This window comes from Parerythrobacter jejuensis (assembly GCF_039536765.1).
GTDB lineage: Bacteria > Pseudomonadota > Alphaproteobacteria > Sphingomonadales > Sphingomonadaceae > Parerythrobacter > Parerythrobacter jejuensis.
Genome location: NZ_BAAAZF010000001.1, coordinates 1189726 through 1207557 on the forward strand (window position 1 = coordinate 1189726; position 17832 = coordinate 1207557).

Annotated in this window: 7 protein-coding genes; 1 reads left to right on the plus strand and 6 read right to left on the minus strand. The window is 58.7% G+C overall.

Going from position 1 to position 17832, the window contains the following annotated elements; genetic code table 11:
* Nucleotides 1–24: 24 nt before the first annotated feature.
* The 4 genes from ABD653_RS05840 to ABD653_RS05855 form a co-directional block, all read right to left on the minus strand.
* Nucleotides 25–2286 carry a xanthine dehydrogenase family protein molybdopterin-binding subunit gene (locus ABD653_RS05840; protein WP_160777818.1) on the minus strand — a complete coding sequence of 754 codons (2262 nt, stop codon included), beginning with the start codon at nt 2284–2286 and terminating at the stop codon, nt 25–27.
* Entirely contained in the window at nt 2283–2768 is a 486-nt protein-coding gene (locus ABD653_RS05845) for a (2Fe-2S)-binding protein (protein WP_160777819.1), read from the minus strand. Before ABD653_RS05845 ends, ABD653_RS05840 begins: the two co-directional genes overlap by 4 nt.
* 96 nt (nt 2769–2864) lie before the next feature.
* On the minus strand, nt 2865–4001 hold the full coding sequence (locus ABD653_RS05850; RefSeq protein WP_325065344.1) for an acyl-CoA dehydrogenase family protein: 1137 nt from the start codon (nt 3999–4001) through the stop codon (nt 2865–2867).
* A gap of 25 nt (nt 4002–4026) precedes the next feature.
* Entirely contained in the window at nt 4027–5223 is a 1197-nt protein-coding gene (locus ABD653_RS05855; protein ID WP_160777820.1) for an acyl-CoA dehydrogenase family protein, read from the minus strand.
* 421 nt (nt 5224–5644) lie between these two features.
* Between ABD653_RS05855 and ABD653_RS05860 the strand changes: the two genes are divergently transcribed.
* Entirely contained in the window at nt 5645–6949 is a 1305-nt protein-coding gene (locus tag ABD653_RS05860; protein WP_160777821.1) for a long-chain-fatty-acid--protein ligase, read from the plus strand.
* 63 nt (nt 6950–7012) lie between these two features.
* Here the strand turns inward: ABD653_RS05860 and ABD653_RS05865 are convergent, their stop codons facing one another.
* Both ABD653_RS05865 and ABD653_RS05870 read right to left on the minus strand, forming a co-directional pair.
* The gene (locus ABD653_RS05865; RefSeq protein ID WP_160777822.1) at nt 7013–7372 is read right to left on the minus strand and encodes a hypothetical protein; all 360 of its coding nucleotides are present in this window, start codon (nt 7370–7372) and stop codon (nt 7013–7015) included.
* Nucleotides 7365–17543 (minus strand): LysM peptidoglycan-binding domain-containing protein, encoded by a 10179-nt coding sequence (locus ABD653_RS05870; protein WP_160777823.1) that lies wholly within the window; start codon nt 17541–17543, stop codon nt 7365–7367. Before ABD653_RS05870 ends, ABD653_RS05865 begins: the two co-directional genes overlap by 8 nt.
* Between the last annotated feature and the right edge of the window lie 289 nt (nt 17544–17832).

Below are 17832 nucleotides of genomic sequence, written 5' to 3' on the forward strand. Positions count from 1 at the left end.
ATGATGCTCCCTTCAGTGTGTCAGTCAGGCGAATTGCTTGGCGATCGGCAATTCACGGATACGCGTGCCAGTCGCCGCAAAAATCGCATTGGTCAATGCGGGCGCAGCAGGCGGAACACCGGGTTCTCCGGCCCCACCAATCGGTACCGGGCCGCTATTGATAATGGCCACATCGATGTCCGGACATTCATCCATCCGCAGCATCTTGTAGTCATGGAAATTGCTCTGCTGCACCGCGCCATCCACCAGGTCGAGCTCGCCATAAAGGGCTGCTGTCAGGGCAAACACGATGCCGCCTTCGATCTGGTTGCGGAAGCCATCCGGGTTCATTGCAAAGCCCGGATCGGTAACTGCCCACACCTTGGTCATCCGCGGCTTGCCGCTGTTCATATCCACTTCGATAACCTGCGCGGCGATGGTGCCGAAGGATTCGACAATGGCGACACCCTTTGCCGTGCCGTCCGCTCCGGCACTGTCCCAATCACTCAGCTCGGCGACTTTCTCCAGCACAGCTTTGTGACGCGGGGCATTGTCCAGCATCGCCAGGCGAAACGCGACCGGGTCCTTACCGGCCGCATGCGCTGCTTCGTCAATGAAGCTCTCGATGAAGAAGCCGTGCTGCGAGTGGTCGACCGAGCGCCAGGCTGAAAATGGCAGATGCAAATCCGCCTCTGCCACGCGCACAGATGTGTTGGCGATGTCGTAAAATGCGGGGACACAGGCCTCTGCCGGATCATGGCGCTGCGTGAACACATTGTTGTAGCTGACGAGGCGCCCGTCAGCGTCCAACCCGCCCTTGAAACGGCTGATATCGGCCGGCCGGTACATCGCCTTTTGCGTGTCCTCTTCGCGCGACCAGATCATCTTGACCGGATACCCAGTCGCCTTCGCGATACGCACGGCCATCGTGACATAGTCACTCTCCAGCCGGCGGCCGAATGCCCCGCCCAGGAAGGGGTGGTGCACGGTGATGTCACCGGCATCGAGGCCGATTGCACCGGCAGCTGCACTGCGCGCCATCAGTGGCACTTGTGTGCTGGTCCAGACATCGCATTTATCGCCTGAATCGGTCTCCCGCACCCAGGCCGTGCAGTTGACTGGCTCCATCGGTGCGTGGGCCAGAAACGGCACTTTGTATTCCGCTTCCAGCGTGGTTGTGGCTTTGCCGAAGGCAGCGACGGCATCGCCCTTGTTGGCAGCCTTGTCGCCCCCTTCATCGCCCGCGCCGTCCAGAGCAGCTGTGAAGGCGGCAAACTGGTCTGCGTTGGAGCGCACCGGGCTTTCAGGCTCGCTATACTCGGTCGTGATCGTGCCGAGCGCCTGCTGCGCCTGCCAATAGCTATCCGCCACCACGGCCACGAAATCGCCCATGTTGAGGATTTGCAGGACGCCTGGCATGCTCTTCGCTTGCCCCGCATCCATCGCCGTGATCATGGTTCCCGGCACCGGGCGACGCCGCACGGCGGCATAGGTCAGTTCGCCTTCAGGCAATTTGGCATCGATGCCGAAATTGGCGGTGCCGTTGACCTTGGGAGGAATATCCGTGCGGGCCTTGCTCTTGCCCATCAGGCGGAAGTCCTTGGGATCCTTCAACGCTGGCGTTTGCGGCATGGCCTGGTCCGCCGCTGCAGCTGCGAACTTGGCATAAGGTGCCCTTTTGCCGGAAGCAGTATGGATCAACATGCTGTCTTCGGTGGCAATCTCGCTCGGCGGAACGCCCCAGGAATCTGCTGCGGCGCCCACCAGCATTTCGCGTGCGGCAGCGCCGGCAACCCGCATCTGGTATTGACCGGTGGAGCGGATCGACGAACTGCCCCCGGTGATCATCACATCGGCGAAACGCGCAATCTGGGTGAACAGCCCGTCATAAGTCGGCTCGATCCAGTCCGCCGCGTTCATCGTGAACGGGGCGACGAACATGCGGGCCGTGTCGGTAACGACATAATTGCCGTCTGTCGGGGCCTGCATCACCTTGACCTTGTCCCAATCAGCATCAAGCTCGTCCGCCAGCATCTGGGCCAGCACTGAGTGCGCGCCCTGCCCCATTTCGCAATGCGGCACGATGGCGGTGATCGTGTTGTCGGTGTCGATCTTGACCCAGCTGTTGACCAGCTCTTCCCCGTCACCAGCGACAAGCGGCTTGAGCTTGCCGACCGGGTTGCCGGAACGCACGCCGACACCAATGAGCAGCGCGCCGCCCGCCAATACGCCAGCGCCAATAAAGCCGCGGCGAGTCCATTTCGCAGTCCGACTACGTTCTGGCTTGGTGGTTTCTGTCTCGCTCATGCCGAGGTCTCCTCGGTCCGGGCCGGTTGCATGCCGGCTGCCACTTTGATCGCGCGGCGGATGCGGGTGTAGGTCCCGCAGCGGCAGATATTGCCCGCCATCGCGGCGTCGATCTGGGCATCGGTCGGCTGCGGATTGTCACGCAGCAGGGCCGTCGCACTCATGATCTGGCCCGATTGGCAGTATCCGCATTGCGGGACTTGCTCGCTCACCCACGCCTGCTGGATCTTGGTCAGCTCACCCTCGGGCCCGGCAATCCCCTCGATTGTCGTGACAGAACGGCCCTCGGCCTCGACGATAGGGGTCGAGCAACTGCGCACCGGCTTGCCATCAAGATGCACTGTGCAGGCGCCGCATTGCGCGATGCCGCAGCCGAATTTGGTGCCAGTCATGCCGAGCTTTTCGCGCACGACCCACAAAATCGGCATCGCCGGATCGACATCCGCCGACACCTGCTCACCATTCAGAGTAAAATCGGCCATCGTCACCCTCTTGATCGTCACGCTCTCGGTTTCGAGATGCAACTTACCCCAATCGGGTGAGAGTTCAAATGGCCGATGTACCTAGCTCGCGCAGTTCTATCCGCTTGCAAGCGCCACGTGGCGCTTCATGTGATGATCGACATTGCCAAACTCGGCGTCGAAGACCGTCAGTCGTTTGAAATAGTGGCCGATGGCAAGTTCATCGGTCATGCCCATCCCGCCATGGATCTGGATCGCTTCCTGACCGATGTGATGCGCGGCCTGCCCGATGCGGACCTTGGCAGCCGAAACAGCCAGCTTGCGCTCGACTTCGCTCTCACCCAGCTTCAGCGTCGCGAGATAGGTCATCGAGACCGACTGCTCATACTCGGTGTACATATCGACCATGCGGTGCTGAAGCACCTGGAATGATCCGATCGGAACGCCAAACTGCTTGCGCTGGCGCGAATAATCGACCGTCATGGCGTGGGCGACCTTCATCGCGCCGCAAACCTCCGCACACTGCGCCGCGATGGCTTCATCCGTCACCACCTCAATCAGCGGCAGGGCCTTGCCTTCTTCGCCGATCAGCGCCTCTGCCGGCACCGCAACATTTTCGAAGTAAACTTCCGAAGCTCGGCGACCATCCACAGTGGGATAATCACGCGTCACAACGCCGGCGGAACTCTTGTCGACCACGAAGACGGAAATGCCATCGCTGTCGCGCTGCCCGCCCGAGGTGCGCGCCGTCACCACCAGATGCGTTGCCCACGGAGCGCCAATCACCACGGCCTTGTGCCCGTTTAGCACGTAGCCGCCGCCATCTTTCTTGGCTGTCGTTTCCAGGTCAGCGTAGTCAAAACGGCCACGCGGTTCGGCATAAGCGAAGGCGAAAATCCGGCTGCCATCGACGATGCCGCCGATATGCTCTTCTTTCTGTGCCGCGGTGCCGGCATGTTTCAGGAAGCCGCCGGCACAGACCACGGTGGGCACGAATGGCTCCACCACCAGGCCTTTGCCGAACTCTTCCATCACGATCATGGAATCGACCGCGCCGCCGCCAAAACCGCCATCTTCTTCGCTGAAGGGCATGCCCAGCAAGCCCAGCTCGGCCAATTGCGCCCAAACTTCGGGGCGCCAGCCGCTGTCGCTGCCAATGGCCGCGCGCCGTGTGTCGGTATCGTAATTCTCGCGCACCATGCGGGTCAGGCTGTCACGCACCATGGTTTGTTCGTCGGTGAAATTGAAATCCACTGTGTCTCTCCGCGAAAGCCCGGCCTTACAGGCCCAGGATCATCTTTGTGATGATATTGCGCTGGATCTCGTTCGATCCGCCGTAAATCGATGTTTTGCGCATGTTGAAATAGGTCGCTGCCGAATGCTGGGCATAGTCGGGGCCGATTGGATACTCGTTCGAACCCATATCGGACATCCCGGCATAATACGGCGTACCGTAATGGCCAACCGCCTCCAGCGTCAGCTCGGTCAGCCGCTGCTGGATCTCGGTCCCCTTGATCTTCAGGATCGAGCTTTCAGGGCCCGGGCCCTTGCCTGCCTGTTCCCCGGCCAGCGTGCGCAGTTCGGTGATTTCCAGGGCGGACAAATCGATTTCAAGCTGGCTGACTTTGCGGGCGAAATCGAAATCGCTCATCAATGGCTTGCCATCCAGCTGTTCGGACTTGGCGATGTCGCGCAGTTGCTCGACACCGCGCTTCGAACGGGCGACGCCGGCAATGCCGCTGCGTTCGTGGGCGAGCAGGAACTTGGCATAGGTCCAGCCCTTGTTCTCCTCGCCAACCAGATTTTCGACCGGCACCCGCACGTCGGTCAACCAGGTCTCGTTGACCTCGTAGCCGCCATCGATCAGCTTGATCGGCTTCACTTCGATACCTGGCGTGTTCATGTCGATCAGGATGAAGCTGATGCCTTCCTGCGGTTTGGCTGCGTCGGGATCGGTGCGGCACAGGAAGAAGCCCCAATCGGCATGCTGCGCCAGCGTGGTCCAAGTTTTCTGGCCGTTGATAACGTAGTGATCGCCATCGCGAACGGCCGTCGTGGTCAAAGACGCCAGATCAGACCCGGCGCCCGGCTCGCTATAGCCCTGGCACCACCATACATCGCCGCTGCGGATGCCCGGCAAGTGCTGCTGCTTCTGTTCTTCGCTGCCGAACGTATAAATCACTGGACCCACCATCGAAACCCCGAATGGCAGCGGCATGATAGCATTTACACGGGCGTTCTCTTCGGACCAGATATAGCGCTGCGTCGGCGTCCAGCCGGTGCCGCCATATTGCTCAGGCCAGGCCGGGGTCGACCAGCCCTTCTTGCCCAGGATCTTGTGCCAAGCGGTCAGTTCTTCGGGTGACATGTCATCACGCATGCCGCCGGAAGACAGGTCCTTCGGGTAATTCTCTGCGATAAAGCTGCGCACTTCGTCGCGGAATGCCAGCTCTTCGGGAGTGAACTCCAGATTCATCGAACGCTCTCCTGTGATGTGTTGCGGCCCTAAATACACGCCTGCCAGCAACAAAAAAGAGCGATCTTTGGCGGTATTGCGTGGATTCTGGCAGTCGGCACGGCCAACACGAGCATACCGTAGGGGAAATGGCGCGGTACGCTTTTGGCCGGGATTTGGGCCTGCATCCTGGATTGTGCATCGTCTGAACGCCGTATCGATTTTGGTGTGACGAAATTTTCGGCCTGCAATCCGGCTGGAAAAGCTGGTCCGGTATACCCCGTTCAGGCCACTTCCTTGCTTGCTTCGCCCCACTGGCGGAGAGTACAACTAAACCCGACAATTCAACCTGCGTGGTGACCTTCTATTGCTTGGCGAAGGCCACCGGTTGACCAGCGTTGCTTTTGTCGCGGCAGTACATGAGTACGACAGGTGCGCAGTTATGAAATTCGCAGATGATCCAACCGAGTATTTCAATTTCGATCTTGGCAAAGCGCACCATCTTTCGCGCCGCGAGTTCGAACCGATGCAGCTCGAAGCGGTCGGCGCCCGATTTGCACATTTGGCAGAGAAACTGCCTCCCCTGAGGGCGCTTGCCGACCAGCGCGGCATTGGCGAAATTGCAAACCTCGACCAGCTGCCTGCGACCTTCTTCCATCACTCGATTTACAAGAGCTATCCGGGCGATGCCCTGATCGCCGGTGATTTCGCCACGATGACCGCATGGCTGGAAAACTTCACCACCAATGACCTCTCGGCCCTGGACGGGCGCGAATTCTTCACCATCGATGCTTGGCTGGAAGCCGTCAATACGGATACCGCCATGCATGTGCTGCACAGCTCCGGCACAACCGGCAGCCTGTCTTTCATTCCTCGCGGCAAGCTGGAACAGCAATTTTCGATCCGCCACGCGCAAATGTGCATGGTCGAGATCGCCAAGCCGCATGCCTTCTACCCGAACAAGCCTGACTACAAGGTCATCTGGCCGTCTTACGCTGCTGGCTGGTCCGGCGTGCTGACCCTGGGCGAGATGTTTCGCGATGCCTATTGCGCGACACCGGAGGATTACCACCCGCTGGTACCCGATCGCCTGAGCGCGGATCACCAACTCTACCTGATGCAGATCGAGAACGCGCGCGCCGCCGGGCAGGAATTTGTCGGTGCCGCCAACGACTACATCCAGGCCTCAATTGACCGCTCCTTCGCGCTGCTCGGCAACGAGAAGGAGCGTAATGCCGAATTGCTGCGCTGCATCGCCGAAGACTGGCGCGAGCGCAAAGTGGTGTATGCTGGCGGCCCGGTGGTGTTGTACAATCTCGCCAAGGCAGGTTTGGCCCAAGGCCTCGAAAACGTGCTCGCCGAGGGTAGCCGCATTATCACCTTCGGCGGATTCAAAGGCGTCTCACCCGTGGGTGATGAGGAAGCGGTGATCAAACGCTTCAGCGGCGTGCCACGGATCCAGTTCCTCTATGGTATGACCGAGCTGCCAACCGGCTTCCTGATGTGCGAAAACGGGCGCTATCACATCCCGCCCTGGATCATCCCTTATGTGCTGGACCCGGAAGCCGGAGAACCCGCCCCCCGCCAAGACGCGCAGTGCGGCATCGCCGCGTTTATGGACCTGACCGCCCAGACCTACTGGGGCGGCCTGATCTCCGCCGATCATGTGGAGATGAGCTGGAACACCTGCAGTTGCGGACGAACCACGCCGCATATGGGGACGGAGATCGAGCGGGTTGAGGGGTGAATCGGTTAGCGCTGTTGCAGCCTAGTCCATTCGAGCAGCAAAACTGGTGCGCCCTTGGGGCAGTCAGTTATCAACATACCACCTGTCGTAATCGCCACCATAGCGGTTCTTAACGATCAAATCATTCGAAAATTCTACTTGGCTGCCATCCAGTCCGAGAGTGTCTTGATATTCCATGAGAGTGGGACTGGTCAGCTCGCCAATTGCCGATTTTCGGGTATCTGAATATGGCAGAACGCTTGAGAAAAAGATCAGAACGGCAAGCTTGTCGTCATATGTCGCCGAACAAAAAATCCGCTCAAATGGTATCTCGTGAGCTTCGAGAAGCTTGCCGATCTCAACACTCAGCCTGTTGAGCACCTCCTCGCGCGCACGCGCGCGGTCCAAAATGGCACGAGCCTCGCAAGAAAGACCGTCAATCACCCCGGAAAGCCTCCCAATAATTTCCGCTGCGCCTGAAGCTATAGCCTTCAGCTCTCAACATTCCAACTTCCATACCAAACATGCCTCGCGCATTCGTTGGATTCGACACTAGGGTAAACGACTTACGCTGGGCAATCTGATTGGCCATGAAAATCTGGTTGGCCTCTCGCATGCCATCGCGATCAAATTGATCCGTGAATGCGTCCCATTGCTCATCACTGGTGCCGAAGAACGTTGCCCCCCTGTTGCGCGCAACATCCTGGTAGGCATCATCCACCTTGCCCAAGACAACTTCACTTGCTCTCGGGTTGTTAGTGAGTGCATTCGCCAGCTCTGCCGTGTTGGTTGGTCCACGTCCTCGCCTGCCTCTCAGGTAGCGAGTAGCCAAGACTGCCAAACTGGTAAGCGAGATCCCCAAGAGCTCCTCGGCACCCCAAGCAACCGCAGATCTATCCCGTCGGACAACAGTCTCATGGGACGTATCAAGCAGTACTCCACCCCCGCGACCGCCGACAAAGTCCTCAGTTGCCTGGCCAGCCCGCGCAATCGGTTCAAGGATTGCTGGAGGCAGGTGCGGAATCGCCTGCTCGGCGCCCTTCTCGACCGCATAACCTAGGACCGGACCTGCTCCTCCCGTAATCGCGGTCTTGCCAACTACCCACGCACCTCGCGCGAGAGGACCCCAGTTTTCGACCTTCTCCTGAGTGTAAGCCAGTCCGTTGACAACAGTCCTGCCGAGGGAAGACTCGGGATTGACGTTCAGGTTTGGATCAATCTGGCCGACAACGACGATGACGTCCATGACACGACCTTGTTCGTCTACTTCGGCAACTTCATCTCCCCCGCTCAATTGAGAAGAAGAGTTGTCATCATCGAGGAAGCGGACAAACCTACTGCCCTCTGGAATGATGTCAGCCATGCGCATGTTGATGGCTCGCTCCATACCGTAGCGGTTCACGGCAAGCTCTTGATATCTGTTGGAAACACTTTGACTGCGTGCCGTGTACTGAACCTCAATTTCTGCATCCAAGCGATTTGCTGTTGCCTCATCCCCTTGGGCAAGTGCTTCCTCGCGGCGCTGCTCGAGATTGACGATCTTCTCTTCGAATTGGTTGTAGACGCTCCCGATTTCACGTTCGAATGTGCGAAGCGGAATAGGCCCCGTGCTCCTGGAAACGCCGTTGAAGATGAGATCGGTAACGGTTTGGGCAATCACGTCGGGGAGACCTGCTATTACGTTGTCTCCGAAGTTCGTGCCCGTTACGAGGCTCCGTGTTGCCGCACTTGAAATCAACCTTGCCGCACTAGTCCCGAAGTGAGCGGCGTAATTGCCAAATGAGTTGTTGGTCCCAATCGACGGCAAATCGCCGCCAACCAGGTGTCCGACGCCTGCACCAACACCGGCAGCGGCAACGCCAGCCCAATCAAACTTGTTCTGCAAGCCGGTCGCGACGCCAACACCTTGCGTGATGGCACTGCTTGCCGCCCCTCGACCGGCAGCCGCTAGCCAGCCACCTCCGCCGAAGGCTTCACCAATGCCGGCGGATACGAACGAACCCAGAGCAGCCATGCCGACTGCTTTCCAGCTGAATTTTTGCTGGATACCGGTTGCAACGCCGATCCCTTGGCTGACTATCGAGCCAGCCGCTGCAGCACCTGCGCCAATGGCAAGGCCGCCAGCCACCCCAAAGGTGCCGATCAACCCTCCAGATACCGTAGTTGAAACTGCGGCGGCGCCTACGCCAACGGTTGCGGTCGCCGTCCCACCAAGCGCAGCGGTAATCCCGCCGCCCAAGGAAAGCCCTGGTGTCGCGGCAGCGATGGCTGCGCCCGCTGTAACCACGGTTACCGCAATCGCCACCACGGCAAGGAGAACAAGGCCAAAGACACCGCACTTGTTACCCTTCTTGGGCGGTGCAGACGTCGTTGGCGTCAAATCGCCGATTGCCTCGGCAGGGTTGTAAGGTGTGATCGTGCCGGAGTTATGGCTTGAGCGGACCACGCCAGTTGGCAGGTTGATCCTTTGCCCCTCGATCAGCGGAACGCTGCCGCTGATCCCGTTAAGCTGGGCGATCTTGTACCACAGGTTCGCATCGCCATAGACGGACTGGGCGATGCTTTGCAGCGTATCGCCTTTGTTGACCGTGTAGCTGCCGCCGCCTGCGCCCTGGTTGTAGCTGTTGAGCGGATCATAGCTGCTGGCGAAATCGGCATAGCTGCTGCCGATGGTGGCGCCATTGCGGAACACACCTGGCGTAGTCGGCGGCGTGATCTGGCGTTCCTGGATCGATTTGGAAGTCGACACGTCGGAAGTGCCATTGTTGCCGGTGTAGCCAAGCTGGCGCCCGCCATAGCGGTACCAGACTTCGTGCGGCGCCCCGGTCGAGTTGCTGGTCGTCGTCTCGTCCCGGCGGATGATCTGGCCGTATTCGTCGTTGGTGAAGGTCACATTCTGCGAGTAATAATCACCCACATAGGCACGCGTCAGGCGGCCCATGCCATCATAGTAGAATGTGGTTGTGTACTGGGTCGATTGTGATGTGTTGGGCTTGTGCTTGATAGTCGCCTGCACTGCGCCATCACGCCAGTAGAACGTGTTGGTGGTCGAGCTGTTGGGCGCCTGGCTGCTGTTGTTGTTCTTGTAATTGATGCTGCTCTGGCTGACCACACTGCCCAGCGCATAGCTGGCACCTGCACCATAATTATAGGTGGTGGTTGAGCGGAAGATATCGCTGCCGCGCTTGGTATTGGTCGTATCGCTGGTGAGCTGGTTCTTGCTGTTATACGTCGCACTGCGGCTGAAGGCGATCGTGGTGCCGTTGGCTTCGTAATCGGTTTGTGCCGTCTGGCGGCCCATCAGGTCATAGGCAAAGACCGAACGACGTGTGCCATTGATGGGCGCTGCCGGAATGGTTCCAGCCGGCACGCCGCTGCCTGCTGCTGACTCGGCGACTGTAGTGCCGAACGAAACATTGATCTGTTTCAGGCGGCCACCAAGATCGTAGGTATAGCTCTCGCGGCTTTCACGGAAGGTTCCGGGCAGGAAGCCGGTATAGGTATTGAAAGTCCCCGGCGTGTAATCGGTGGTCAGGACAGCAATCCGCTCACCCGCCTTGTTGTAGAGAATATCCTTGCCAGCCTGGGCCCCGTATACGCTGTTACCACGGATGATTTGTCCGCCGGACAACGTGCCGCGATCGGTGACGAGGCGGTTCATGCTGTCGAAGCGGAACCAGTAATCTTTCGTCACATTGGTCGAGGACGCAGCGCCATTGGCATCAAGCGATTTGTAGGTCGCCGTGGTGCGACGGATATTGCCGCTCGCATCATATTTGTAAGCGGTTGTCGCCGCAGGTGACGTCGCCGATCCGGCTTCGGACCAGTTCGTGACCCGGCCCAGATTGTCGTACACCGCGGTCGCGTTCTTCACGACCTTGTTGGTGACATTGTAGGTCGCGGGAATGAAGTCCGGCTCGTACGGATTATACCAAATCGTCTGGCCCGGCGTGTAGACGGCTGTCTCGTGGCGCAGATGTTCGGTCAGGCGTTGGCCCAGCTTGTCATAGGTATAGCTGGCTGTCTCACGCGTCCAATTAGTGTTGGCGGTACCGGCATTGGCAGTACCAGTGACAACGCTGCTTTGCTGGCCGGTGTTGAAATAGTTGAAGGTGCTGGTGAGACCGCCAACAGAGCTGGTCCGGATCCGGCCTGCGACATCATAGACATAGGTTGTCGTATTGTTGCCCAGATCGTTCTTCGACAGCATCCGGCCAAACAGGTCGGAGTTCTCCGTCATCGTCTTGCCGTTGGCGTAGGTCGTGACTTCGGTCCAACCGCCAAAGGTGCCGATATTGGTCGTCGACAGTCCTGCATTCCAGGTGAAGCTGTGGGTGGTGACATCGCCGCCAAAGTCTTTTTGCGAGATGATCCGGCCCTGGGTGTCATAGTCAGTCGTCGCGACTTCCGGCGATCCGGCGCTGCTGGCCCCGGTGTACGGGTCGTAGAATGCTCCAACGACCAGCAAATTGTTCCATTTCTTGATCTGCTGGCCAAGGCCGTCATAGGCGAAATGTTCGACCAGCCCGGCGGCATGGTTGACCTGCGTTACCCGCCCCATCTTGTCGAAAGACTGCGTAGTGGTGCGATTGATCTGGTCGATCATGGTGCGGGCATCGCCGTGGATATCAAACTTGGTTTGCTTGATTCCGCCATCGGCGAAGGTCTCGCGCGTCACCAGCGCTTGCGAGCCGCCATAGCCGGTGCCGGCCAGCAAAGTCAGCTTGGTCAGATTACCGGTGTTGGCTGTCTTCGCGCCGCCATTGCTGGAAGATCCGTTCGCATAGGTGCCGTTGGCATCGCGCGATGCGACAAGGCGCCCGGAGGCATCGTAATAGTAATCTTCTGTCGGCTTGATCCACTGGGTCGACCCGTTTTCGTTGGTCACCTGAACCGTCGGGTTCACGCTCTTAATCAGGCGGCCCATATTGTTGTAAGTGTAGGCAATGACCGAGCCGTTGGCGTTAGTTTCCGTCAGCGTTTCGCCGAATGCGTTGTAAGTCCGGGAAGTATTGAGCGTCTGGGTTGATCCGCCGAGCTGGCGCCCCTCCTCGACAACTTTGATCGCCTGGTTGCGCTTGTCATATTGTGTGTAGGTGGCGTTGACATCGCTCCGGCTAATCCGGTCGTATGCGTATTGAAATGTCGTACCGCTGCCAAAAGCAAGTCCGGCACTCGTAATAGCGATGGTCTGGTTGCCATTCTTGTCGTAACCCAAGAACTTCCAGACACCGTCGCCACTCGTGGTCGCCCAGACCCGTCCCGCATCATCGAATTTGTTCTGCGTTTGCGTGCGGCCGCCGACGGCAACCGAGGCAGTTTCGCCAAAGGCATTGTAGGTAGTGACAGCCCTTGGTCCGGAATCAACCCAGGTCGATCCGTTATGCGTGCTTTGCCATTTCTGGGTCGCGCGGCCCAGTGCATCATAGCTCGTCAGGACACCATCGTAATTGGCCGCATAGGTGCCATCCGATTTGATGCGCTTGTAATAATCATGCGTTTGCCGACCGGCATTGTCGTAGAGGAAATAGCGTGTGAAGCCCTCGGCATCGGTCAGCGAACGCAGCTTGCCGCCATCATATCCGTAAGTGGTAACGCGGGCCGAAACGCCGCTTTGACCAGCAGCAACGGTGCGCGCAAGATCGCCGACGCCGTTGTAATAGTAGTCTACCTCTGGCGTGACCGTCCCGCTGTGGGAGGCAAAGGACGCCCGCTTCTCTTCGATCAGGCGACCGCCAGCATCATATTTGTAATTGGTCTGTTCAGCAGTGGCTTCAGTCTTGCGCGTAACCTGGCCCAGCCCGTTATAGAGATACGAAATCTGGGAATGTGTGTTGACGTGCGCCCCGCTGCCATTGTGCTTAAGGACGTTGAGCCGTTTTTCTGTCTCGCGGTTGCCGACTTTGTCGTAGGTGAAATCGGTAATCCGATCGAGGCTACCATTCGAACTTACGGAAGGTGGCGTTGTCACACTGTTCGGCGTCGCTGCGCGGTTTACGAACCGCCGCTCGCGAGTCACATTGCCTTCGCTGTCATAGGTCCAGTCTGTGCGATAGCGCTCGCCATCGACCTGCGACGTCTTGCGCCCGGCCTTGTCATAATAGCTCCACGTCGTCCGACCGTTGGGGTCGGTCATTTTCACGACGTTGCCATTGGCATCGTATTGATAGCTGCTCTGAATTGCAGAGGCGGTCGCGACCCAGCTTGATCCGTTGAAATATCCCGTCTGGACACCAGCAGCTATTGCGCTGGTGAGCATGCGGTTCAAATTGTCATACGTGTAGTTGGTTGTCCGAGATCCTCCAGACGGTGCTCCTGGAGCTTCCGAAAGCGATCCCCCACCCGAAGGCAGACTAACGGCATTGGCATAAACCCTGGTCTGGGTAACGTTACCATTCTTGTCGTAGGTATATTTGCTGTAAGTTCCGGCCGCATTGATTTCCACCACCTTGCGGTTGAGATCGTCATAGAAATAAATCGTGCGACCGCCACCGGCATCCTTGGTTTCGGTGATATTCCCGCGGGCATCGTAGTAGATGTATTCACGCGGAGTTTTGCCGATAAAGGTCTGGCCGATCGTCTCCTTCAGCCGGTTGGCCTTGTCATAGACATATTGGGTCGTGCGCTGCTCACTTAGCCCCTGCGCCTCGACCATCGTGATCCGGTTGCCCCGCGCATCATAGGCAAACGTGTTTGTCACCGTCGAAGCGGCGACAGCACCGGAAGCCGCATAGGACTTGACCGGCAGGGTCTCAGCCACAAGCAGTCCGCGCTTGTCATAGGCGTAGGTCGTCGTACCGCCCGCCACTTTGGAGGTCGTGGCAGATTTGGCCCGGGCCGTGATCCGGTTGCCATAGGCATCGTAGGTGTAAGTCTCGAAATGCCCCTCGGCATCAGTGCTGCGCGTCACCAGCCCACGCTTGTCGTATTGGAACGAGGTCGTGGCGTCCTTGCTATGCGCAGAAACGCTCGGCGGCGTCGTGGTGCTGACGGCACTCGTGGTGCGGTTGTGGCGGCGCGTCACGCTCGCCACCTCACTGAAGACTGTATAGTTCGTCTCGGTGACGTAGTTTTCGGCATCACGGGTCTTGGTCAGCCGGCCCAGATTGTCGTAATAGCTGTAGGTACTGTTGCCACGCGGATCGGTGGTCTTCACGACATCGCCGAAAGCATTGTATTCGAACCGGGTAATTCCGCCGGCAGCGTTGGTTGATGTTAGTACGCGGCCGGTCTCGTCATGAGTGAAGCTGGTCGTCTTCCCGTTCGGATCGCGGGTCGAGGTGAGATTGCCGAGCCCATCGTAGTAGTAATATGTGTCCGCTCTTTCGGGCGTGCCATATGCTTCATACTTGCGGATGAGCTGGCCAGCGCCGTCGTAGACGTGGTGCGTCCGGCTGCGGTCGGTGGTCGCGTTGTTCTTGTCAGTATAGCCTGTGTATTCGTCAGCCAGCAGTCCGGTACGGTGCCAGCCCCAGACCGTACGATTGCCCTCACCATCATACATGGAGTTACGGCGGCCGGCGGCGTCATAGGTGTAACGCACATCAGTCCAGGAGCCGGCGCCGTTGGCCAGGCTGTTGATTTGTGAAATCGTCGTAGAATCTGTGGCTGTGACCTTGTTCGACCAGGTCACCTCGCGGGTCAGCCGGTCTTCCTTGTCATAGTCATAGCGCCGGACGTAGCCCTCGGCATCAACCATGAAGCGCAAGCTGCCCTGGGCGGTATACCAGCTCCGCGTGGTGCGCGCCGTGCTGCCTGTTCCGACGACGGTCTTGGTGACCTGCCCGCGATTGTCATAGGTGAACGTGGTCCGCAGTCCGGACACATCTGTGCTGTAGGCGACTTGCCCGCGGGAATTGTAATTGATTGTGGCAGTACGATCATTGGTACCATTCGCGATCGCGGCAACTTTTGCCTTCACATTGTCATAGGTGAAGTCGCTGGTGCTGATCGTGGCGGCATGAACAACCGTCTTGGTCAGCTTGCCGGCAATATTGTAGCTCAGGCTGGATACTACCCCTTGCGCACTGACCGAATAGCGCAGCTGGCCCTGGCCATCATAGACATGATGCACGCGGCGGTTAGCCGCAGATGTCGGTGCCGCACTGGACCGCAACTGGCTGAAAGTGCCCGCAGCCCAATAGGAAGAGCTGGTCTTCTTGGCATAGGCGATTTCCTGCACCTTCTGCCCGGCGCGATCGTAAACGATCTCGCTCAGATAGCCTTCACCATCCAGATTGCCGATCAGTTGGCCGCTGCGGCTGTAGAAACTCCGGGCAATGCTGTCCTTGGAATTGGCCGACGGCAAGACCATCGCGGTGGGCGCAGCATTCTTGAACCCGCTCAATTGCGAGGAGCTCAGCTTGTTGAAGTAGTTGGTTGTTTTGACCAGGCGATCGGCCTTGTCGTATTCGAACTTCGATGTTCCTCCAGCCCCGTCGATCGTCTGGATGACCCGGCCCTTGGCATCGTAAACATGCCATTGCCAGACATCGTAAGAATGCCCGGCCGGCCTGATATTGGACATTTGCAGCGTGTTGTTGGGGTTCGCAAGCGTCGTCAGGTTGGCGGAACTGACCCCGTAAGCAAAGCTGACGCTGGCATTGACGCGCCCGGCCTTGTCATACCGGTATTCGGTGATGTGGCCGTAATGGTTGATATCGGCGACTTTGCGACCGAGCTTGTCGTAGAGATAATAGGTCTTGAATCCGGTCTCGTCGGTTTCCATCCGGACGCGACCCATCTTGTCATACTTGTAACTCGATGTGCCGGTGGTGTCGTAGCTTCCACTGTTGAGCTGGCTGATCAGTTCGCCAGCCTTGTTGAACGTGCTGGTCGAAACATGGCCCGACGCCGTTGTCACCACCGTTTTCGAATTGGCGTCCTGGAACACGATATTGGTCGTGCCCCCGGCCAGATCGGTCGAGGTCTTGAGCCGCCCCATGCCATCATAGACATAGGTTTGGGCGATCTGGCTGCCGTCATAGGTCGAGAGCAGCTTGCCGGCCTGGTCATAGGTGAAATAGGTCCGGCTATAGCCTTCAGCATTCGACGCGCCGCCGGTTGAGGTGGCATAGCCATAATTCCAGATCCGCGCCTTGTTCCCGCGCGCATCGTAGGTGTGGTAGGCAATCTTGGTCGAGGATTTGTCCCCCAACCCGTCACGCCAGCTGTTCATCTGGCTCTCGGACACAGTGCCCGAACCGACGGGATATCCGTGCTCGGGATACTCGATCTCGTATTGCAGCAGGCCATGCGTGGTATAGCGAAACTCGGTCACATCCCCGGTCGCGCTGATGCGATAGCGCAGGTGGTTTTCGCCATCATAGGCAAAGCGGGTGTAGTGGGTCGCGTTGCCACTCGTGTCGGACGACGACGCGAAACCTTCTTTCACGAGATTGTTGTTGGCATCGTACCAGCGATCGACCTGGTTGTTATTCGCGTCGATGATCCGCGTCGCATTGCCGCGATGGCCGGATCCCGTGACGCGGCTGGAATGGTATTGATAGGTGGTCACCTTGCCATTCTGGTCCGTAACCGTCGTCACGTTCCCCTTGGAATCATAGGTGAACTTCACAAAGGTGACAGGCTGGCCCGACGCCGCGCCGACATAGTTGATCTGGGTCAGCTGCTTCTTGCTGTCATAATACAGATTGTTGGTGGTGCCATCGGCATGCGTCACCGTGGTCACGCCCGATCCATAGGCCAGCTGGGTGACCCGCGTATCGCCGCTGGCAACGGTCTGCGTCAGCGATGTGATCCGGCCCGACCCGTCATACGACATGGCCAGGCTGGAGCCATCGGTCTGGCTGATCGTCGCAACCCGTTTGGTGTTGCCGTGATAGGTGTAATTGACGACATATTTGTCGCTGCCGAGCGAGTTGTTCTTCTCCGAAAGATCGGTCGAGACCGAGGTCAGCCGGTTCTGGCCGTCATAGCCGTAATAGGTCCGCGTAAGCGTGCTGCCATAGCTGGTAACGATCTTGGAGATGTTATTGCCGGACCAGTGATATTGCGTGAACTCGCCATTGGCCGTGGTCACCTTGCTCAGCTTGGCGCCCGAATAGGTGAAGCTCAGGCCATAGCCGTCGCTGTCCTTCTGGTTGACGATCCGCCAGCTGTTGCTGCCATAGGCGGAATAGGTTTCGCTGACCTGGGTTGCGCCATCGGTCCATACCCATTGGCTGCCGACTTTCTTGAGCTGGTCGTAGGCCCCCGCTCCGTCGCTGGAGACATAGGCTGCCAGCCCGCTGTCCCAGGTATAGGTGATAGAGGCGCCATCGCCGCCCTGGCGTTTGATCGTGCTGCCGGCACCATTCTGGCTGCCCGACAATCCGAACACGCGCCGCGTGGTGCTCTGCTGCCATTGGTCGCCATTGTCGCCATCGCTCAGTTCGGCGAGGCTGTTATAGGTCCGCGAAATTCCGATATCGAGCCCGCGCCCGGTCAGGAACTCGTCCTGCCGGTTGATGACCAGATTGCCCGTCGCCGCGTTGACCGAGACTTTCTCGCCAGCCCGCCCGAGCGACGCGCCGCCGATCTGGCCCGCAGCGCCAAGGACATTGGCCGAACTGCGCTCAAGTCCAGATCCCAAGCCGGTAAAGATCGCGGTCATTCATGCTCTCCGAAACAACACTTCGGGAGCTTCGAGAATTCCGCTCCCGACTATTGGTCCGAAGAATGCGCGAAGAGTTTAGGAGAATTTTGCAGGCGAGGATTGCTGGGTGTTTGCGGCAGGCGCGTTACTAGCTCTGGCATCTGGACCACGTGACGCATTGAACCCGAGACGGGCATCCTGCTCGCTTGCTTTCGGCTAGTCGACCGGCGCGACGCAACCCTTGCCGTCGCTCGCGCCCGTGCTCTGTTGCTGGACATCCACGGCATGCCGCCACTTACCCGTCAAC